The sequence below is a fragment of the Pseudomonas sp. B14(2017) genome, from assembly GCF_002113255.1.
In the GTDB taxonomy this organism is placed as follows: Bacteria; Pseudomonadota; Gammaproteobacteria; order Pseudomonadales; family Pseudomonadaceae; genus Aquipseudomonas; species Aquipseudomonas putida_Z.
In genome coordinates, this window is the sequence record NZ_NEJY01000005.1 from 254,645 (window position 1) to 274,924 (window position 20,280).

The window sequence follows — 20,280 nt, forward strand, 5'->3', positions numbered from 1 at the left end:
GCCAATGGCCAATCAACGCCTGGAAGGCCTCGATATCCCAATGATTTCCTTAGAGGTCCGCGGTGGCACATTGGTTGCGAGGATTTTTAGCTTTTGCTCTACAAAAGGAGGCACTGCCATGTCCTTTTCCATTCGCACCGCCGTGTTGGCAACCACCCTGCTGCCGATGTTCACCCCGGCATTCGCCGGCCCGGTGCAGGACGCCCGCCTGGAGGGGGCCCTGCAAACTGCCCTGTCGCTGAACCGCATGCTCGACCCGTTCCGTATCCAGGTCGAGGTGGACGGCAAGCAGGCGCGACTTTCCGGTGAGGTGGAGAATGACGTCGAACGCCAGCTGGCCGAGCATGTGGCGCTGGCTACCCGTGGCATCGAGCAAGTCGACAACCAGCTGCGGGTCAATGCCCAGCTGGTGGAGCGCCCGCTGGCGCTGCGTGCCTATGCCCAGCGCCTGGAGGATGCCACCCTGGCCGCGGTGATCCGTGCGCGGCTGTTATGGAGCCGCACCACCGAGAAGGCGCCTATAGATGTACAGAGCAGCGAAGGTGTGGTGACCCTGCGTGGCAAGGTCGACAGTGCCGAGGCCAAGGAGCTGGCCGGCGTGGTGGCGCGTACCACCGAGGGTGTGCACCTGGTCAACAACCTGGTCAGCCTCGATAGCGCCGCCATGGCCAAGGCCCGGGAAACCCCGGTGGGGACGCCGACTGGGCCGCAACCGAGCGACAGCTGGATCATCGACAAGATCCAGAACAGCTACCGCTTCAGCCGTAACCTCGATGGCCTGAACCTGAAAGTGGCCAGCGAGGAGGGTTTGGTGCGGCTTTCGGGCGAGGTGGTCAGCAGCGAGCAGAAAACCATTGCCGTGGAAATCGCCCGGCAGATCATCGGCGTGCGCGGGGTGGATGCCGACCTGCTCAAGGTGGCGACCAAGGTCGAGGGCTGATCGTGCAATTCGCACGACGGCCCGGGCGGCATCGTGCAGGATACGTCCTTGCCGGTTTTGCAGGATTCACATAACTATATGATTTAAAAGAATTTTATTTGATTCGTAAGGCTGGCATGCAGGCTGCAATTACCTGTTCAGGTTTGAACAAGAATTACAGCAGGAGGAGCCGGCATGACCCGCCAATCCGTCAACCGCTTGCAGAGCGCTGCACTGCCCCTGAGCCAGGTGCTTTCACTCGGCCTGGCGCTGTTGCTGACCTTGGCCGCTGGCCTCTTCTATTACAGCTGGCAGACCGCGCGCCTGACCGAGCAAGTGGCGGCGCAGACCGCCCTGTTGACGCAGATTCAGGCAACCCGTGCCAATACCTTGGTCAAGGCCGCCGACCCGCTTCCAACTGGCCAGGCCACCGCGTCACCGGCCACCCTGGAAAGGGTCGTACCCCAGGACCGCTGGGTGTTCTGACCGCTGGCCTTAACGATTTCAAAAAAGAAAGGAGAACCACCATGCTGAGTTGGGCTATCACTTTCCTCATCATCGCCATTGTCGCCGCCGTACTGGGCTTCGGTGGTATCGCGGGCGCTGCCACCGGTATCGCGAAGATTCTGTTCATTGTCTTCCTGGTGCTGTTCGTAGCCTCCTTCTTCTTTGGACGTGGACGAGGTTGAAGATGGGCAGGAAGCGTTGGACATCCCTGGCTGCCGCCCTGTTACTGGGCGGCAGTGCGGCGGCGATGGCGGCCAATGACGGCCAGGTCCGGGTCGACCAGCTGCTCGGCTCGGACCCGGAGTACCGGGAAACCTGGCAGGACACGATTGAAGGCGAGGAACGTCTGCCTGATTGGGTGGTCAATCTGACCGGCAGTGCCCAGCAGCAGATGTCTGCCGTTACCGAAGACGGCGACAAGTACCTGGTCGGCCCATTGTGCGAACGCCAGGACAACTGCACCTACAAGCGCCTGATCGTGGCGTTCAGCTGGGACAAGGACGATGCCTACGGGATGCTCGTGGAGGTACCCGAAGGTTTGCCGAGCGACAAGTCGCCCACCCGTCACGCGCAGTACCGCTGGCTGGGTAAGCCGGACGACGGCATGAAGGCGATGCTGCAGGAGCAGCTCAAGCGTGACCCGAACTGGTACTGAGCATTTGCACCCGGTACGGAGGAAAGGTCATGCACTGTCACGAAATAGAAGCTGAACCTTTCTATATTTTCAGCCTTCTATGATGCGCCGCCCCGAGGAGGGGCTGCACATGACCAAGGGGCCGGGCTGTTCTGATTGTTGCAGGATCGGAGTGGCCTAGGGGTACAGGGAGTGCCTCCAGCAATGGGCCGGGTCAGGAAAGGCGGAATCGGAAGTTTCAGGTCGGCGGTGCCATAGGGGCATCTGACCAGACCTGACTTCCGAGGAGCCATGTAGTAAACGTCTCTTCCCTGCGCGATTTTCTCTTCGAGACACATTTTGTCTCGACCGTACATCAATTTTTTTTCGATCAGCCTGGCGCTTATTCAAGTGGCATTTCGGCCATTCGGATTGTCGAACAAGCCATCGCCCCTGTCCTTTTTACCCTGCCAAATCTGCCTAAATATGGCGGTTTGGTCTTGTTCGGGATTCCGAACGTTGTAAATCAAGCACTTGCGAACCTCCCGTTTTGGTCAGAAATGTTATGCACAAACGGCATGGGGTATGCGCTTCCGGCATTAGATTTCCCCCTTTGCCATCGCAATAGTTGCCGCCTTTTTCGCCGGCCCGAGCGCCCTGTCGCTCGCCTGCGGTGTCCTTACATGAAGTCGCCGGACGGAAGCATCTGCTGCTCGTGACCTTGCCAACGGCTCTGTTACGCGCGTTTCCGTTGGGTGCCCATGACCACTAGAACAAAGGGTAAAGACATGAAGAAGGCAAAACTGAGCCTCGCCTGGCAGATCGTCATCGGTCTGGTCCTGGGTGTTGCAATCGGCGCGCTACTGAATCATTTCAGTGCAGAAAAGGCATGGTGGATCAGCAACGTCCTCCAGCCCGCTGGTGACATCTTCATTCGCCTGATCAAGATGATCGTCGTCCCGATCGTGATTTCGTCGCTGATCGTGGGTATCGCCGGGGTTGGCGACGCGAAGAAACTGGGCAGCATCGGCCTGAAGACCATCATCTACTTCGAAGTGGTGACCACCATCGCCATCGTCGTGGGCCTGGTGTTGGCCAACCTGTTCCACCCGGGCGCCGGCATCGACATGAGCACCCTGGGTACCGTGGACATCTCCAAGTACCAGGCTACCGCGGCCGAAGTGCAGCATGAGCACGCGTTCATCGAAACCCTGCTGAACCTGATCCCGTCGAACATCTTCGCAGCGCTGATGCGTGGCGAAATGCTGCCGATCATCTTCTTCTCGGTGATGTTCGGCCTGGGCCTGTCGAGCCTGCAGGCAGAGCTGCGCGACCCGCTGGTGCGTACCTTCCAGGCGGTTTCCGAGACCATGTTCAAGGTCACCCACATGATCATGAACTACGCCCCTATCGGCGTGTTCGCCCTGATCGCCGTGACCGTCGCCAACTTCGGTTTCAGCTCGCTGCTACCGCTGGCCAAGCTGGTGCTGCTGGTGTACTTCGCCATCGCCTTCTTCGCCTTCATGGTGCTGGGCCTGGTTGCCCGCCTGTTCGGTTTCTCGGTGATCAAGATCATGCGCATCATGAAAGATGAACTGATCCTCGCCTACTCCACCTCCAGCTCGGAGACCGTGCTGCCGCGCGTGATCGAGAAGATGGAGAAGTACGGTGCACCGAAGTCGATCTGCTCGTTCGTGGTACCGACCGGCTACTCGTTCAACCTCGACGGCTCGACCCTGTACCAGAGCATCGCGGCCATCTTCATTGCCCAGCTGTACGGTATCGACCTGTCCTGGAGCCAGCAGCTGCTGCTGGTGCTGACCCTGATGGTCACTTCCAAGGGTATCGCTGGCGTACCGGGTGTTTCCTTCGTGGTGCTGCTGGCCACCCTGGGCAGCGTGGGTATCCCGCTGGAAGGCCTGGCCTTCATCGCCGGTGTCGACCGCATCATGGACATGGCCCGTACCGCCTTGAACGTTGTGGGTAACGCCCTGGCAGCCCTGGTCATCGCTCGCTGGGAGGGTATGTACGACGCCGCCAAGGGCGAGAAGTACTACGCCTCGCTGATGGCCGGTAAGCAGGAAGCGGCCATGGTTGGCGAAGCTGCCAAGCGCTGAGCCTGATGAGCTGAACAAGAAGCCCCGACCTGTCGGGGCTTTTTGTTGCCTGCGGGATCTTGGGAGCCAATTGCGAACACTTGTAGGAGCGGCCTTGTGTCGCGAAAGGGCCGCAGAGCGGCCCCGGCAATTTGTGCAGCGGAGCTGGAATCTTGGGGGCGCTGCGCACCCCTTTCGCGACACAAGGCCGCTCCTACAAAGGATCGCGATCGCCAGTCATAGGCCCCGATACGCTATCATTCGGGCATTTTTCAGGGGGAACACACGGATGCTCAACGGCCTTTGGCTTGGCTTTTTCCTGGTGGCGGCAGTGTCCGCCCTGGCCCAATGGCTGGTAGGCGGCAACGCCGGCATCTTCGCGGCGATGGTCGAGAGCATCTTTGCCATGGCCAAGCTGTCGGTCGAGGTGATGGTGCTGCTGTTCGGCACGCTGACCCTGTGGCTGGGCTTTCTCAAGATCGCCGAGAAGGCTGGCATCGTCGAGTGGCTGGCCAAGGTGCTCGGCCCGCTGTTTGCCCGGCTGATGCCGGAAGTCCCGCCCGGCCACCCGGCCTTGGGCCTGATCACCATGAACTTCGCCGCCAACGGCCTGGGCCTGGACAACGCCGCCACGCCGATCGGCCTGAAGGCCATGCGCGCACTGCAGGAACTGAACCCCAGCAGCACCACGGCGAGCAACGCGCAGATCCTGTTCCTGGTGCTCAACGCCTCGTCGCTGACCCTGCTGCCGGTGACCATCTTCATGTACCGGGCCCAGCAAGGCGCTGCGGACCCGACCATGGTGTTCCTGCCCATCCTGCTGGCCACCAGCGTCTCGACCCTGGTCGGCCTGCTGTCGGTGGCGGTGATGCAGCGCCTGCGCCTGTGGGACCCGGTGGTGCTCACCTACCTGATTCCCGGTGCCTTGCTGCTGGGCGGGTTCATGGCCTTCCTCGGCACCCTCTCGGCGGCCGCGCTGGCCAGCCTGTCGTCGATCCTGGGCAACCTCACGTTGTTTGGCGTGATCATCCTGTTCCTGGTGATCGGCGCCTTGAGGCGGGTGAAGGTGTATGAAGCCTTTGTCGAAGGCGCCAAGGAAGGTTTCGATGTAGCCAAGGGCCTGTTGCCTTACTTGGTGGCGATGCTGGTGGCGGTGGGTGTATTGCGGGCCTCAGGCGCCCTGGAGCTGGCCTTGGACGGTATTCGCCATGCGGTGACCTGGCTGGGCCTGGACACCCGCTTCGTCGAAGGCCTGCCCACGGCACTGGTCAAGCCGTTCTCCGGCAGTGCGGCGCGGGCGATGCTGATCGAGACCATGCAGACCCACGGTGTGGACAGCTTCCCGGCGCTGGTGGCGGCGACGATTCAGGGGAGTACCGAAACCACCTTCTACGTGCTGGCGGTGTACTTTGGTGCGGTGGGTATCCAGCGCGTGCGCCATGCCGTCGGTTGCGCATTGCTGGCGGAGTTGTCCGGTGTGATCGCAGCGATCTTCGTCTGCTACTGGTTCTTCGCCTGACCTTTTTGGGGGCCGCTTTGCGGCCCATCGCCGGCAAGCCAGCTCCCACCTTGACCTCACAGACTTCAAGGCATGCGAAGTACCTGTGGGAACTGGCTTGCCGGCGATGAGGCCCTGACAGGAGATAGAACCGGGCCTGACTCAACGGACTGATGGTGGTTGTGTACTACCCGCCTGCGCAATGGTCCAACTGACCACCTGCCCGGTCAGCTGGTCGCAGGCCTTCCCGAAGCCGGCAACCACCGCTGACACCTGCTTGTCGGCCAGCGGCTGGCGGATTTCGAAGCGTTTGCTGGCCAGAATGCGTTGGCTGCGGCCCTGGACCAGACGTGCGTCATAGCGGATCACCACCTCCACCGCCCCACCCGCGCGGTATTCGGTCTGGAACGCCTGCAGCTCGCCAGCCAGCTCGTAGTCGGCCTGCAGGTTGCTGTCGTCGGCGCTAAGGCGCTGTACCTGGCCGTCACGCTGGAAACCGTCGAGCAGGCGGTTGCGCAGCAGCACCGGCACTGCGTCGCTCCAGCGCGCGCCCTTGTAGCTGCTGATCACATCGCCCTGGGGAATCACGGCAATCCGTGGCCCGGCCAGCACTTCGCTGGCCAGCGGCTTGTTCAGGCGCAATGACCAGTCCAGCGCCGGCGCCGTCCGGCCGGGCTGGTTCACCGGCAGACGGTACAGGTCGACGGGCTCGCTCTGCGGCAGGATCGAGCAGGCACTGGCCAGGCTCAGTGCGGCCGCCAGGGCCAGCAGGCGCAGCGACGGTTTCATGGTTGGAACTCCTTGTTGTTGTCGCGGCCGAGCAGGTAGCCGCTAGGGTCGGCCTCCAGTTGCCGGGAAATGCCTTTGAGTGCGTTGAGGGTTTCGCGCAGCTCGCGAATCGCCGGGGTCAGCTGGTTCAGGCCCTGGGCACCGTCGCCGATGGCTTCGCGGTTGTCCTCGAGCAGGCGGTTGATGGTGGCGGTGCTCTCGGCCAGTGACTGCATGGCCTGCTCGGCGCTGCCGATTGCCTGCTTGCCTTCGCTGCCCAGCAGGCCGTTGGCATTGCGCATCAGTGCCTGGGTTTCGGCCAGGGTGGCGCTGGCCTGCTTGCCCACCTGCACCAGTTGCTCGATGGCCTGGGTGATGCTGCCGTGCTGGCCAGCGAAGGCGCCGGTGGTCTTGTCGAGGTTGGACAGGGTGTTGCTGAGGTGGCCGATGTTGTCCTCGGAAAACATCTGGTTGGCATTGTGCAGCAGCAGGTTGATGTTGGTCACCAGGTCGCTGCTGTCATTGAGCAGGCGCGAGATTGGCGAGGGCGATGCGATGATCACCGGCAGCTTGCCGTCCTTGCCTTTCAGCTCGGGGCTTTGTGGGGTGCCCCCGCTGAGCTGGATGAACGAGTTGCCGGTCACGCCGGCCAGGGTCAGCTTGGCCTGGGTGTCTTCCTTCACCGGGGTGTCGGCGCTCAGGCGCACCCGTGCCAGTACCCGGCGCGGGTCTTTCGGGTCCAGGCGCAGGGTGGACACGTCGCCTACCTTGATGCCGTTGTACTGCACTGGGCTGCCGCGGGACAGGCCGGAGACGGCTTCGTTGAACACCACTTCATAGTCCTTGAAGGCGTCGTCGACACTGGACTTGGCCAGCCACAGGCCGAACAGCATGGCGCCGGCCACCACCAGGACGGTGACCAGGCCGATAAGAACGTGATGGGCTCGGGTTTCCATTGCTCAGCGCTCCTGCCCGGCACGGGTGGCGGCCTGCTCGGCCGCGCGCCCGCGTGGGCCATGAAAGTATTCTTGAATCCAGGCGTCGTTGGTCTGCTCGACCTCGGCCAGCGGGCCGGCCACCAGGACCTTCTTCTGCGACAGCACGGCGATGCGGTCGGTAATGGTGTACAGGGTGTCGAGGTCGTGGGTGATGAGGAACACCGACAGGCCCAGGGCGTCACGCAGGGTCAGGATCAACTGGTCGAAGGCGGCGGCGCCGATCGGGTCCAGGCCAGCGGTGGGTTCGTCGAGGAACAGGATGTCCGGGTCAAGTGCCAGGGCACGGGCCAGCGCGGCGCGCTTGATCATGCCCCCCGACAGCGAGGCCGGGTACTTGTCAGCGGCCGAGATCGGCAGCCCGGCCAGGGCCAGCTTCACTCCGGCCAGGTGCTCGGCATCGGCACGGGACAGCCCGGCGTGCTCGATCAGCGGCAACGCCACGTTTTCGGTGACGGTCAGCGAAGAGAACAGCGCGCCCTTCTGGAACAGCACGCCGAAGCGCCGCTCGACCAGTGAACGCTGCTCTTCGCGCAGTCCGGCCAGGTCCTGGCCGAACACCTTGATCTGCCCTTCGTCGGGCCTCCGCAGGCCGACGATGCTGCGCAGCAGCACCGACTTGCCGCTGCCCGAGCCGCCGACCACGGCGAGGATCTCGCCGCGATACAGGTCGAGGTCGAGGTTTTCGTGCACGCTCTGGCGGCCGAAGCGGTTGCAGATGCCGCGGGCCTCGATCACGCGTTCCTGGCCACTCACCAGCCCATCTCCATGAAGAACAGTGCGGCCACCGCATCCAGCACGATGACCACGAATATCGACTGCACCACCGCCGAGGTAGTGTGTGCGCCCACCGATTCGGCGCTACCGCTGACCTTGAAGCCTTCCAGGCAGCCGATGGCGGCGATCAGGAAGGCGAAGAACGGTGCCTTGGCCAGGCCGACCAGGAAGTGCTGCACGCCGATGTCGCTTTGCAGCAGCGACAGGAACATGGCTGGCGAGATGTCCAGTGACAGCGCGCACACCACCGCACCGCCGACGATGCCGCAAATCATCGCGATGAAGGTCAGCAAGGGCAGCGAAATCAACAGCGCCAGTACGCGCGGTACCACCAGAATCTCCATGGGGTTCAGGCCAAGGGTGCGGATGGCATCGATTTCCTCGTTGGCCTTCATCGAGCCGATCTGCGCGGTGAACGCGCTGGCGGTGCGGCCGGCCATGAGGATAGCGGTCAGCAGCACGGCGAACTCGCGCAGGAACGAGAATGCCACCAGGTCGACGGTGGAGATGGTCGCACCGAAATCGGCCAGCACCGTGGCGCCGAGGAAGGCCACCACCGCGCCCACCAGGAAGGTCAGCAGAGCGACGATGGGCGCGGCGTCCAGGCCGGTCTGTTCGATGTGCGCCACGACCGGGGTGAAGCGCCAGCGATGAGGTTGCAGGGCGCGGCGCAGCAGGGTTTCGAGGATCAGGCCAACGAAGCCGAGCACTTGCATGGTGTCTTGCCACAAGGTACCGACGGCGCAGCCGATGCGTTCCAGCAGCAACAGCAGCACGTTACGCTCGGGCTCCTTGACCGGGATGCAGTAGTCCTGCACCGAGCAGTAGACGTTCTTGAGCAGAGCGCGGCTGGCTTCGGGCAGGCCGTGGGTGCAGCGCGACAGGCGCTCGGAGCCGAGCAGTTCGGCCAGCAGCGAGGCACCGGCGGTATCCAGGCGGCCCAGTTGGCTGAGGTCGGCGACGGTATCGGCAGCGTATTGCGCGCGCAGGCGCTCGCTCTCACGCTTGAGGCTGGCGTAGTGCGCCAGGGTCCAGTCACCGGTAATGCGCAGGCAGGCCGGTTGGCTACTGGTGTCCAGGGTGGCGCTGGGGGTGGTCATCGGCTCCATGCTACTGACTCGGCGCTAAGGCTTAGGGCCTGATCATAGCGCAGCGGGCATGGGCTGTTTGGTGATTATGTGCTGTCTTCACGGACCTTGGGGGCTGCTTTGCAGCCCATCGCCGGCCAGCCAGCTCCCACATGGAGCGGGTTGTCGCTGGCCCTGTGGGAGCTGGCTGGCCGGCGATGGGCCGCAAAGCGGCCCCTTTCACTCACCCCGCGGGCGCTTCGTCGACCACCTTGAAGCGCAGCACGCCAATGACCTGCCCATCTTCGGTCAGTACCCTCACCTGCCACTTGCCCACCGGGTTCGGCGGGAAGTTCTGCTTGTGCGTCCAGGCCCGGTAACCCTCCTTGCGCCCGCCGTGGATGTCCAAGGCAATACGGTCGACTTCCTGGCCGTCCTTTTGCCACACATGGTAGATCCGCTCGTTCAGGCCGCGTGGCGCGTTGATCGCGGTATAGGCGTACAGGCCGCTGCTACGGATGCGGCTGGCAGCAATTTCGTCCAGCGAATCGCCCGGCTGGCGGTTCAGCACTTCGGTGCTTACTGCCACTTCGGTCATCCACAGGGTCGCTGGCGGCACCCAGGAACGCAGCAGCCAGCCCCCGCCGCCGACCGACAGGGTGACCAGCACCAGGGCCACGGCGCGGCGCCAGTTGTTGATCGGGAAGCTGCTGGCCAGGCTGGGGAACGACAGGGCCATGGCTGCAATCAGGGCCAGCTTGAAGCTTTGCGCTGTGGTCAGGTGCAGGATGATCGGCAGCGCGGTCAGCAGGGCGGCGAACAGGGTCAGGGTATGCAGCGCCAGGAACAGCCAGCGCCGCGGTGCCAGCCACTTGTAGTACAGCGGGTCGATGATCGAAATCAGCCCGGCGGCACCGAGCAGGCCGGTGAACACCAGTTGGCCGCTGTTCCAGGTGGTGGTAATGAAGAAGAACGGCAGTACGAAGAACAGTGATTCCTGGTGGATCATCTGCGTCGCGTAGCGCAGCAATGGCTGCGGTATTTCGCGGTTGAAGGTGCGCGCGAACAGGCCGGTGAGGGTGTTTTCCAGCATCAGCCAGAGCCAGCTGACCAGCATGAGCACAGCTACCCAGCTGGCCAGGCCAGCCTGACGGTCGACCAGGATGAAACTGCCGATGCCGGAGAGGAAACCACCGAGCGCGATGATGCCGGGGTAGCGTTTGAGCAGTTCGATGATGCGCTGGACGATGTGGGGGATTTGGGGCATTGGGGGTTACAACAGAATGGGTGAGGTGACTGTGCTGGCCTCTTCGCGGGCGCGCCCGCTCCCACAGGGTCCGGGTTGTCACTGACCTTTGTGGGAGCGGGCGTGCCCGCGAAGAGACCGGTACTGGCAAAAGGATACCGTCGTTTCACTGCTCGCGTGTAGCACCGCTCGGTTTTTCCGGACCATGCCGACGCCAGCGCAACAGCCCCGCAGCCAGGATCAGCCCCAACAGCAAGGCAACCAGCCCGTAGAGCTCATCATAGCCAAGCAATGGTTTCTCGATACGCACATAGCCATCTTCCTTGAGCAGTTCCTTCAGCGCCTCGTTGGCCTGCGCCAGGCTGACCTGGCGCAGCTTGCGAACCGGGTTGACGAAGCGCCCGTCGCTATAGTCGTTCAGCGCGCCCCAGTAGTAGTCGGCCAAGGCACTGTTGCCCTGGGTGCTCCAGCTTTCCTTGGCGACGCTGGCGTACTTGATGCGCTCGAAGGTGTCCGGGTCGAGGCCTTCCTTACGCAGGTGGTCGAACAATTTCTGCATCACCTCGACCGCCTCGTCGATATCCTCGCGCTCCAGGTCGGCATTGAGGCTTAGCAGGCCGGTGTCGCCAAAGCTTTCGCGTTTTGCCGAAGGGCCGTAGGACAACCCGTTGCGCAGGCGCAGCTGGTCGTACAGCGCCCAGTCCAGGTAGTGCGACAGCAGGTCGAGGGTGGCCTGGTGGTCGTTGTCCAGCACCGGCTCGACGAACAGCCAGTGCAGCTTGACGCTGTCGCCCAGCCAGCCGCGGGTCAGGTCGCGGCGCTGTGCAGCTTGCTGGCCGATGCTTTCCAGGGTGCGGCGTTCCTCCGGCTCGGTGGCGGGCAGTTCGCCAAAGGTGCGCTCCAGGTAGGCCGGCAGCAGGCGGTCGAGGCCGCCGACCACGATCAGGGTCATGTTGTTGGCCGCGTACCAGCGGTCACGCAAGGTGTTCACCTGCTCCAGGGTCATGTCGTCGAGGTTGGAGCGCTCCGGGCATTTCAGGCCCAGCTCGGTGGCCAGCTGGTCACTGGCGGGGTGGCCGATGTCCTGGCGGTCGAGCCAGCGCTGCAGGTGGCCATAGTGGCCGCCATCCTCGCGCTCGATGATGCGCTTGGCGGTGGCCAGGGCCTTGGCATCGATGCGGGTGTCGTGGATCACCGCCAGCAGCAGGTCGAGGATTTTGCGCTGGTTGCGCGCCGGGGCTTCGATGACGAAGGTGGTGTCGGCGCTGCTGGTGTAGGCGTTCCACTCGCCTCCCAGCGATTGCAGGCGCTCTTCCAGGCCGCCCTCGCCAGTTTCGTCGATGCCGCTGAACAGCAGGTGTTCGAGCAGGTGCGGCAGCTCTTTCTGCTCACAACTGAAGTCATCCAGGCCGACGCCGACCACCAGGCGAATCGCCACATGGTCACGTTCATAACCGTTTTTCAGGATGACCTGCAGGCCGTTGGGCAACAGGTAACCTTCAACCCGCGAGCGGTCGAGGGCGAATGAGGGCAGGCTGCAGATCAGCAGGCAAACGAACATCAGGCAACGCATGGGCGAGCTTGGGTCCTCAGGTAGGCGAAATCACGGCAGACGGGCTTCGTCCGGCACGCTGTCGAGCATCAGCCCGCCCGTGTCCGAGCCGCCCAGTACCACATAGGCACTGCTACAGAACAAAGAGTTCAACCGTTTCATGTCGGCGATCAGCTCCAAGTGTAGCGAACTGGTCTCGATACTTTGCACTACCTTGCGCTGCAAGCGGCTGACATGGGCGTGGGCAAGGCGCCGTTCCTGGGCGCGAAAACGGCGTTTTTCCCGCAGCAGCAAGCGGGCGCTTTCCGGGTCGGCACTGAGGAACACCGACAAGCCCAGGCGCAGGTTGGCCAGCAGCTGTTCCTGCAAGCCGGTCAGCTCTTCCAGGCCCACCTGGGAAAACTCCCGGCGCTGGCTGGTTTTCTGCTGTTGGACCTTGCGCAGCATGCGCTCGATCAGGTCGCAGGCCAGCTTGAGGTTGATCGCCAGTTCGATGATTTCCGCCCAGCGGCGGTTGTCCTGTTCGCTGAGGTCTTCACGCGACATCTGCGCCAGGTACAGCTTGATCGCGCTGTACAAGGCTTCGGCGTCCTCGCCGAGGGCGCGGACCTGCTGCGGCAAGGCGGCCTGGGTACCGCGCAGGGCACCGAGCATGGCTTCGAGCAGGCTGTCGACGATATCGCCCAGGCGCAGGGTTTCGCGGGAGGCGTTGGCCAGGGCCAGGCTGGGTGTTTCCAGCGCCGAGGTGTCGAGATGGCGCGGGCGAATCTGGCCGTTGCCGTTTTCCCGTTCGGGCAGCAGGGTGTTGCACAGCCGGCCCATGGGTTTGACCGTGGGCAGCATGATCAGGCAACGCAGCGTGTTGTAGAGCAGGTGGAAGCCGATGGCCAGCTCCTGTGGGCTGAAGCTCAGTGAGTCCATCCAGCTCACCAGCGGGTGCAGCACAGGAATGATCAGCAGCAGGCCGATCAGCTTGTACAGCAGGCTGCCCAGAGCCACTCGGCGCCCGGCGGCGTTTTGCATGCTGGTGCTGAGGAAGGCCAGCAGCCCGCTACCGATGTTGGCGCCCACCACCAGGCCGATGGCCACCGGCAGGCTGATCACTTCGGCACCGGCCAGCGTTGCGGTGAGCAGCACGGCCGCCAGGCTGGAATAGGAAATCATGGCGAACAGAGCGCCGACCAAGGCATCGAGCATGATGTCACCGGTCAGCGAGGCGAACAGCACCTTCACGCCTTGGGCGTGGGTAATCGGCGTAGCTGCCTGCACAATCAGCTCCAATGCCAGGATGATCAGGCCAAGCCCGATGCCTACCCTGCCCAGCTGGCCGGCCCTCGTCTGTTTGCGTGAGAGGAAGAAGATAACACCCAGGAAGATCAGCAGCGGCGACAGCCAGGACAGGTCCAGGGTCAGCACCCGCGCCATCAGCGCGGTACCCACGTCGGCGCCGAGCATGATTGCCAAGGCCGGGGTCATGGCCATCAGGCCCTGGCCGACGAACGAGGTGACGAGCATGGCGGTGGCGTTGCTGCTTTGCACCATGGCTGTGACCAGAATGCCGGCAACGAACGCCAGCGGGCGTTTGCTCATGTTCTGGCTGATGATGCGCCGCAGGCTCGAGCCGAATACCCGAAGGATGCCGGTACGCACGATGTGGGTGCCCCAGACCAGAAGCGTAACGGCCGAGAGCAGGTTGAGCAGGGTCAGCATGGCGACGGCCCCCTGTTGCATTGGCCCAGAGGGCCAAGAGACGAAGCGTGAGCGTTTGAAGAATTTTCAGTGCTCACTCAAAGCTTTAGTTGTTTTGCGTAGCTGTCGCCAGCTTCGCATGGCTGCCGTTTATTTGAAACATACCGGAAATGAATGATTGCCTGTGCCGGCCTCTTCGCGGGCACGCCCGCTCCCACAGATACCACACCACCCTCAGGGCCAGTGATATCCCTGTGGGAGCGGGCGTGCCCGCGAAGAGGCCAGTACAGCAAATGGCAGAATTCAGTAATCCGGGCATGAAAAAGGGCCCAGCGAAGGGCCCTTTATGTCCTGCACTTCCTGATCTTATTGACCCGGAATGTCCTTGCGCAGTTTCACCGGCTCATGCTCTTTGCCGTTCTTGCGGGCCAAGGCAGTGCGCATGCGGATGTTGATGGCTTCTACCGCCAGCGAGAACGCCATGGCGAAGTAGACGTAGCCCTTTGGTACATGCACGTCGAAAGCTTCGGCGATCAGCACGGTACCGACCACGATCAGGAACGACAGTGCGAGCATCTTCAGCGACGGGTGTTTGTCGATGAAATCGCTGATGGTGCCGGCGCACAGCATCATCACCAGCACGGCGACGATGATCGCGGCGATCATCACCGGTACGTGGGACACCATGCCCACCGCAGTGATCACCGAGTCCAGCGAGAACACGATGTCGATGATGGCGATCTGGATGATGGTGTAGAAGAACTTGCCACCCGCGCCTTTCGGCTCTTCCGGGTTCTCGTCCTCGCCTTCCAGGCCGTGATAGATCTCTTGCGAGCTTTTCCACAGCAGGAACAGGCCACCAAAGAACAGGATCAGGTCACGCCCGGAGATGCCCTGGCCCAGGACCACGAACAGGTCGGCGGTAAGGCGCATGACCCAGGTGATCGACAGCAGCAGCATGATACGGGTGACCATGGCCAGGGCCAGGCCGAAGATCCGGGTGCGCGGCTGCATGTGCTTGGGCATGCGGCTGACCAGAATCGAGATCATGATGATGTTGTCGATACCGAGGACGATCTCAAGCGCGGTAAGGGTGAAAAAGGCAACCCAGATTTCCGGGCTGGTCAGCCATTCCATGTGTTTTCCTTCGAACGGTAAAGGCGACGCGCCAGGATCAGGGCGCGTCGCGTTAGGGAAATACGCGTTTATTAAAGACTACTGAACAGCGGGAAAATGCCCATCAGCAGCGCGGCGAGCATTATGCACAGGCACACCAGCACTGCCCACTTCAAGGTGAAGCGCTGATGATCGCCGAACTCGATGCCGGCCAGGGCCACCAGCAGGTAGGTGGAGGGTACCAAGGGGCTGAGCAGGTGTACCGGTTGCCCGACGATCGACGCACGGGCCATTTCCACCGGGCTGATCCCGTAGTGGCTGGCAGCTTCGGCCAGCACCGGGAGCACGCCGTAGTAGAACGCGTCGTTGGACATGAAGAAGGTGAACGGCATGCTCACGATCGCGGTGATCACCGCCAGGTATGGGCCCAGCGCCTCGGGGATGACCGACAGCAGGCTCTTGGACATGGCGTCGACCATGCCGGTGCCCGACAGGATGCCGGTGAAGATGCCGGCGGCGAAGATCAGCCCGGTGACCGCCAGCACGCTGCCAGCGTGGGCGGCGATGCGGTCTTTTTGCTGCTGCAGGCACGGGTAGTTGACGATCATGGCGATACTGAAGGCGATCATGAACAGCACCGGCAGCGGCAGCACGCCGGCAATCAGCGCGACCATCAGGGCAGCGGTCAGGGCGCCGTTGAAGTACAGCAGTTTTGGCCGACGCGCGTCCGGGTACTGCGAAACGGTGATTTCGCTGTGGTCGATGTCGTCGGTGGGCAGGTGCAACTCGCCCAGGCGGGCACGTTCACGCTTGCCGTACATGTAGGCGATGGCCAGGATTGCCAGCACGCCGAACAGCATGGCCGGGATCATCGGCACGAAGATGTCCGACGGGTCCACGTGCAGGGCGCTGGCGGCGCGGGCGGTCGGGCCACCCCAGGGGGTCATGTTCATCACCCCGCCGGCGAGAATGATCAGGCCGGCCATGATTCGCGGGCTCATGCCCAGCCGGCTGTACATCGGCAGCATGGCGGCGCAGCAGATCATGTAGGTGGTGGCGCCGTCACCGTCGAGCGAGACCACCAGGGCCAGTACTGCGGTGCCGACGGAGACTTTCAGCGGGTCACCCTTGACCAGCTTGAGGATCTTGCGCACGGCCGGGTCGAACAGGCCGGAGTCGATCATCAGGGCAAAATAGAGGATGGCGAACATCAGCATCACGCCGGTAGGTGCGAGCTTGCTGATGCCCTCAAGCATCATCGGGCCGATCTTGGCGGAAAAACCGCCGAACAGGGCGAACAGGATCGGTACCAGGATCAGCGCGATCAAGGCCGACAGGCGCTTGGTCATGATCAGGTACATGAAGGTGATGACCATGGCAAAGCCGAGGAAGGTCAGCATGGCAATACTCCAGGCGTGGCGCGGCGAAAGGAACGTCGATTCGGGCGGATCAGCGCGCTTGGCGCTGTGCGGGGAGCATGCGGAGGGGGGCTACGGAAAGTCGGGCACAGGAATACATCAGAATCACCATTGTTGTTGTTGATTGGGCCGGGCGCGGTGGTTACCGGGTGCCCTGGCTGACCGGTCTTGTGCCGGTAGTGGGGGCTATCCTATGAGGGCAAGCTTTCAGCCAGCTTTCGCCGAAGCAAAGGCGACGAGAGGTAGGTGATGCAGGATGTGACCGAGGGTGGCTGCCATTGTGGCGCCTTGCGTTATCGGTTGGAGGGCGACCTGACGGACATTGCCCATTGCCATTGTTCTATCTGCCGGCGGGTCAGCGGCGGGCTGGTGGTGACCTGGCTCACCGTGCCCCGCTCGGGGTTCCAGTGGCTGGCGGGCGAGCCGAACTGCTATGTGGCACCGGCCAGTTGCAGCCGGTACTTCTGTGGGCATTGCGGGGCGCATGTGGCATTGGTGACTACACATAGCCCGGAGACGGTGGATGTGACGGTGGCGACGCTGGACCACCCGGAACGCGTCAGGGCCAACCGGCATATCTGGGTGGGTAGCCGGTTGCCTTGGTTGCATCTGGATGAGGATTTGCCTTCGGAGGCGGAGGAGAACCTGTAAGAGATTGTGTTGGTGCTGCTGGCCCTATCGCCGGCAAGCCAGCTCCCACAGGTACCCCACCACCTTCAGACCTATGGTGGTCTTGTGGGAGCTGGCTTGCCGGCGATAGGGCCGGTACAGCCATACTTACAACTGCAGGCCTCCTGCAGCCTTGTGCAATGCCCGCAGATGTTCGCCCACCTGCTTCACATTGGCTTCCACCGCCGCAATCTCCCTGGCCCGCGACGGCTCCAGCAGCGCCCTCACCTCTTTGTCCAGGCTCGTGCTCAAGCGCAGCAATTGCGCTTGCCGCTCGCTGCTGACTTGCTCCAGGTGCTTGCGCTCCTGCGGCTGCGGCAGCCCGTAGCCCTTGCTATCGAGCAATTCTGCCGGGCGGCTGAGGAAGCCACTGTTGGCAAGCATCTGTCTGAGGGTCGCATCGGCCTTGCTGACGCTACCATCGTTCAGCGCGGCGGCGTTCAGGTAGCGCTGCTTGACTTCGTCCTGGGCCAGCAGCAGTTGCCGGCGCAAGCTGGCCTGTTCAAGCAGCAGCAAGGCGGCGCTGGTGCGCAGGTCGGCCTGGGCGAACCAGCCCCGCCGTTGCTCGGCGTCAAGGGCCAGCCAGTCCTCGACCTTGTCCTGCTTGATTGGCAACTGCTTCTTCAACACCTCGAACATGGCCTGGTAACGGTCGCGGTAGGAGTCGAAGCGATAACCCAGGCGCAGCGCCTCGCGGGGGTCGTCGAGCACGCTGGTGTCGGCCAGCCCCCTGCCCTTGAGCACAGCCAGCAAGCCATTGGGCATGATGCTGTCGAGGTCGTTCAGGCGTGGGTTGGCGGTGCCGCTGCGCAGCAGCTTCAACGACTCTACTGCGCAGTTGTTGGACAGGAACCAGTAGTTGCCATCGTAGCTCCAGTGCATTTCGGCGGCCTGACGCACCAGGTTCTCGATCTCGTCGCGGTCGAGCCGCAAGGGCACCGAGGCCAGGCTGCGCAGTTCGGTCTTGGTGTACTCGTCGATCACCTGGCCCAGCGGCAGCACGAACAGGCGCGAGGGGTAGGCACCGACCAGGCCGTCCCAGCTGGAAAGCTGCACATCGTTGACGAAGGCGCGGTACGACAGCACCAGGCTCTGGTCGAGGTCCAGGCGGCAGTCCGGCCCGCGTGGGCGGCCCGGCTTGCAGATCACCAGGCGCAGCATGCTGTGGCCCCAGCGGCTGACCAGGTTCTGGTTGGCTTCGGCCAGCAGGTAGTCCACCTCATAGACCCGCTCGGGGTCGATTTCGCCCAGCGGTTGGCGGGCGAAGTCGCTGCCGGCATTGATGAACGGCAGGCCCTTGGCGCAGCTGTCCTGCTGCGGTGCCCAGCCGAAGTGTTCGCGCAGGTACTGGTTCAGCGCCGGACGGCGGCAGCCGTAGCTCGGGTCGAGGAGGAAGTACTCCATGTTGACCGCGATGTACTCCTTGGGGCTGCTCAGTTCATAGCTGTCTGGGCTGCGCACGAACTGGCCGTTGTGCTGCTCGCGCTCGCCGCGTCGGCCCACGTACTGCTGCCAGCCGGCCAGGTCGAGCAGGCGCGGGTCGTCGCTGAGGGTGAAGCGGCGCTCGGCCTGGCCACGGCATGCTTCGGGCAGGCCGACCTTGCCCAACGTACCTTGCTGGCGCTTGCAACGGGCGATCAGCGCGTTCTCGGCGCTGGGCCACAGCCGGGCGCGGTCGTAGATATGGGTGAGTTCGTGCAGCACGGTGGCCAGCAGTTCTTCTCGCACCGTGCCATGCGGGCGGTTGGTGCGCTCGGTGGCAGCACTGCCATCGGTGAGGCTGGGCAGCAGGCGGCGATTGAGTTCGAGGGTAGATACCAGCGATGCCTGGCCATAGGCGTCGGCCTGCATGTTGTCGCTCCAGCTGACCCGCACCCGGCGGTTCAGCTGTTGCTTGAAGCGAGGGGGCAGCTTGCCCATGGCTTCGTCGAGCAGAGCCTGAGTGGCTTGGGCCTGCTGCGAGTCAAGGCCGGACGCCTGCAGCTCGAGCTGCAGGTCGGCCAGGGCGGGCGTGCCGAGCAGCGTCAGGGCGCAGCCGAGCAGCCAGGCGCGCACGCGGTTCACAGCGCGAGGATGGCTTCAGCCAGTACCTGGTCGCTGGCGTCGCGCGCTTGCGGCACGCGCTCGCGCAGGGTGTTGAAGGCGGCCTCGAGCTGGGCGCCGCGGATGTCACCGTTGCTGGCTACAAAGCTGGCGGCGTCGTCATGGGCTTCGCGCACCACTTTGGAATCGCGGATCGAGGTGGTGGTGTCAGAGGTGAAATCGATCGAACGGCCAAAGGCCCGCACGATGATATTGCTGGTGGCCACCAGGGTCTGTGCCTGGGCCAGGTCGGCCAGCAGCAGCATGCCGAGGGTAGCGGCAATCAGCGGTTTACGCATGGAGCATCTCCGAAAAATACAGGGAGTCAGATGTAATTATTGGACGAGAATTGCCTGCGCCAGTTCCAGATCGCCGACGGTATGCCGTGCGCAATTGTGGCGTAGTGATTCCAGTGCTGCCTCCAGCCGCGCACCGCGGATCTGGCCGTCGCTGGCGACGAAGGCCGCAGCATCGTCCTGGGCCTGGCGGACCAGTTTGCGGTCGAACGGTGCGGTGGTGACCTGGCTGGTGACATAGCCGGTGATGACCAGGCTTTGCGTAGTGGTATCCATGGCATGGGCGCTGGCCATGCCAACAACGGAGAACAGCAACGGCAACAGATAACGCATGGGCTCTACAACAGCTGGAAACGTGGGCGGCAATGGTGAGTACGGCTGTGCTGGTGGTGACCAGCACAGCTGAACGGCTCAGCCGGGGTCAGAGCGCCAGGATGGCCTGGGCCAGTTGCGCGTCGCTGGCCTGCAGGGCTGGCATCTGCGAGCGGATGTGCAGGAAAGCGCTTTCCAGCTTGGCGCCGCGGATGTCGCCCTGGCTGCCAACGAAGCTGGCGGCGTCGTCACGGGCGGCCTGGACGATCTTGTCGTCACGGAACGAGGAGGAAATATCGGAAGTGGCATCGGTGGACGCGGCCACTGCGCCAACGACGGCGTCGGTGGTGACAACGAAGCTGGTGGCGTTTGCGGTGCCGGCCAGGCTCAGCATCAGGGCGGCGCCAATCAGGTATTTACGGGACATGATCGTGGACTCCTGGACTAGGGTCGGGTGGTTCTGCTTTATCGGACGCTCGCACAGCTCGTCGCGGTACTTTTTCAACAGTGCGTTCTACCAGACTGTTACGCCAAGCGTATCACGCGCCGGTGTTTCTGGATGTTAATGAACGGTGCGCCAATAAACTGTTATGGTTTGTTTTTGGTTTTTTCAAACTGTACAGGTTCGCTTGCAAAAGGCTCTACCATGCCGCCTGCAAA

General features: G+C 63.1%; 20 protein-coding genes. 7 read left to right on the plus strand and 13 right to left on the minus strand.

All coding sequences use genetic code 11. From position 1 onward, the window contains the following. The first annotated feature begins 118 nt into the window (after nucleotides 1-118). The 6 genes from CAG34_RS07155 to CAG34_RS07185 all read left to right on the plus strand — a co-directional run bounded on the left by CAG34_RS07155 (nucleotide 119) and on the right by CAG34_RS07185 (nucleotide 5,654). The gene (locus CAG34_RS07155) at nucleotides 119-940 is read left to right on the plus strand and encodes a BON domain-containing protein (protein ID WP_025337232.1); all 822 of its coding nucleotides are present in this window, start codon (nucleotides 119-121) and stop codon (nucleotides 938-940) included. Between the two features lie 174 nt (nucleotides 941-1,114). Next, nucleotides 1,115-1,405 carry a hypothetical protein gene (locus CAG34_RS07160; RefSeq protein WP_025337233.1) on the plus strand — a complete coding sequence of 97 codons (291 nt, stop codon included), beginning with the start codon at nucleotides 1,115-1,117 and terminating at the stop codon, nucleotides 1,403-1,405. Between the two features lie 41 nt (nucleotides 1,406-1,446). Further along, nucleotides 1,447-1,608, plus strand: coding sequence for a DUF1328 domain-containing protein (locus CAG34_RS07165; RefSeq protein WP_003252966.1), 162 nt, complete (start codon nucleotides 1,447-1,449; stop codon nucleotides 1,606-1,608). A gap of 2 nt (nucleotides 1,609-1,610) precedes the next feature. Then, a complete protein-coding gene (locus CAG34_RS07170; protein ID WP_025337234.1) occupies nucleotides 1,611-2,081 on the plus strand; it encodes an inhibitor of vertebrate lysozyme family protein in 471 nt (156 codons plus the stop codon). Between the two features lie 746 nt (nucleotides 2,082-2,827). After that, nucleotides 2,828-4,156: a glutamate/aspartate:proton symporter GltP gene (gltP, locus tag CAG34_RS07175; RefSeq protein WP_025337235.1), complete on the plus strand. Its 1,329-nt coding sequence runs from the start codon at nucleotides 2,828-2,830 to the stop codon at nucleotides 4,154-4,156. A 268-nt stretch (nucleotides 4,157-4,424) separates the two neighbouring features. After that, nucleotides 4,425-5,654 carry a nucleoside recognition domain-containing protein gene (locus CAG34_RS07185; RefSeq protein ID WP_085588951.1) on the plus strand — a complete coding sequence of 410 codons (1,230 nt, stop codon included), beginning with the start codon at nucleotides 4,425-4,427 and terminating at the stop codon, nucleotides 5,652-5,654. 141 nt (nucleotides 5,655-5,795) lie between these two features. On the opposite strand, the gene CAG34_RS07190 is transcribed toward CAG34_RS07185, so the two are convergent. The 9 genes from CAG34_RS07190 to CAG34_RS07230 form a co-directional block, all read right to left on the minus strand. Next, nucleotides 5,796-6,422, minus strand: a complete 627-nt coding sequence (locus tag CAG34_RS07190) for an ABC-type transport auxiliary lipoprotein family protein (protein WP_085588954.1) — start codon at nucleotides 6,420-6,422, stop codon at nucleotides 5,796-5,798. Beyond that, the gene (locus CAG34_RS07195; protein WP_046616914.1) at nucleotides 6,419-7,357 is read right to left on the minus strand and encodes an MlaD family protein; all 939 of its coding nucleotides are present in this window, start codon (nucleotides 7,355-7,357) and stop codon (nucleotides 6,419-6,421) included. The genes CAG34_RS07190 and CAG34_RS07195 overlap by 4 nt, the downstream gene beginning before the upstream one ends. 3 nt (nucleotides 7,358-7,360) lie before the next feature. Next, nucleotides 7,361-8,152, minus strand: coding sequence for an ABC transporter ATP-binding protein (locus tag CAG34_RS07200; RefSeq protein WP_015268492.1), 792 nt, complete (start codon nucleotides 8,150-8,152; stop codon nucleotides 7,361-7,363). Beyond that, nucleotides 8,149-9,282 (minus strand): ABC transporter permease, encoded by a 1,134-nt coding sequence (locus tag CAG34_RS07205; RefSeq protein ID WP_085588956.1) that lies wholly within the window; start codon nucleotides 9,280-9,282, stop codon nucleotides 8,149-8,151. Before CAG34_RS07205 ends, CAG34_RS07200 begins: the two co-directional genes overlap by 4 nt. A gap of 202 nt (nucleotides 9,283-9,484) precedes the next feature. After that, entirely contained in the window at nucleotides 9,485-10,507 is a 1,023-nt protein-coding gene (locus CAG34_RS07210; protein WP_025337240.1) for a DUF5924 family protein, read from the minus strand. A gap of 145 nt (nucleotides 10,508-10,652) precedes the next feature. Continuing rightward, a complete protein-coding gene (locus CAG34_RS07215) occupies nucleotides 10,653-12,059 on the minus strand; it encodes a pitrilysin family protein (protein ID WP_085588958.1) in 1,407 nt (468 codons plus the stop codon). A 30-nt stretch (nucleotides 12,060-12,089) separates the two neighbouring features. Next, nucleotides 12,090-13,748, minus strand: coding sequence for a Na/Pi cotransporter family protein (locus CAG34_RS07220; protein ID WP_085588960.1), 1,659 nt, complete (start codon nucleotides 13,746-13,748; stop codon nucleotides 12,090-12,092). A gap of 345 nt (nucleotides 13,749-14,093) precedes the next feature. Further along, on the minus strand, nucleotides 14,094-14,864 hold the full coding sequence (locus CAG34_RS07225; RefSeq protein WP_025337243.1) for a TerC family protein: 771 nt from the start codon (nucleotides 14,862-14,864) through the stop codon (nucleotides 14,094-14,096). A 71-nt stretch (nucleotides 14,865-14,935) separates the two neighbouring features. Continuing rightward, nucleotides 14,936-16,243, minus strand: coding sequence for a CitMHS family transporter (locus tag CAG34_RS07230; RefSeq protein WP_015268498.1), 1,308 nt, complete (start codon nucleotides 16,241-16,243; stop codon nucleotides 14,936-14,938). A gap of 267 nt (nucleotides 16,244-16,510) precedes the next feature. On the opposite strand from CAG34_RS07230, the gene CAG34_RS07235 reads away from it, so the two are divergent. Then, on the plus strand, nucleotides 16,511-16,912 hold the full coding sequence (locus CAG34_RS07235; protein ID WP_025337244.1) for a GFA family protein: 402 nt from the start codon (nucleotides 16,511-16,513) through the stop codon (nucleotides 16,910-16,912). A gap of 126 nt (nucleotides 16,913-17,038) precedes the next feature. Here the strand turns inward: CAG34_RS07235 and CAG34_RS07240 are convergent, their stop codons facing one another. The 4 genes from CAG34_RS07240 to CAG34_RS07255 form a co-directional block, all read right to left on the minus strand. Then, nucleotides 17,039-18,994 carry a DUF4105 domain-containing protein gene (locus CAG34_RS07240; RefSeq protein WP_025337245.1) on the minus strand — a complete coding sequence of 652 codons (1,956 nt, stop codon included), beginning with the start codon at nucleotides 18,992-18,994 and terminating at the stop codon, nucleotides 17,039-17,041. Next, nucleotides 18,991-19,311 (minus strand): DUF2388 domain-containing protein, encoded by a 321-nt coding sequence (locus CAG34_RS07245; RefSeq protein ID WP_003256970.1) that lies wholly within the window; start codon nucleotides 19,309-19,311, stop codon nucleotides 18,991-18,993. Before CAG34_RS07245 ends, CAG34_RS07240 begins: the two co-directional genes overlap by 4 nt. 36 nt (nucleotides 19,312-19,347) lie before the next feature. Continuing rightward, a complete protein-coding gene (locus CAG34_RS07250) occupies nucleotides 19,348-19,641 on the minus strand; it encodes a DUF2388 domain-containing protein (protein WP_025337246.1) in 294 nt (97 codons plus the stop codon). An 88-nt stretch (nucleotides 19,642-19,729) separates the two neighbouring features. Further along, nucleotides 19,730-20,047: a DUF2388 domain-containing protein gene (locus CAG34_RS07255; RefSeq protein WP_025337247.1), complete on the minus strand. Its 318-nt coding sequence runs from the start codon at nucleotides 20,045-20,047 to the stop codon at nucleotides 19,730-19,732. Between the last annotated feature and the right edge of the window lie 233 nt (nucleotides 20,048-20,280).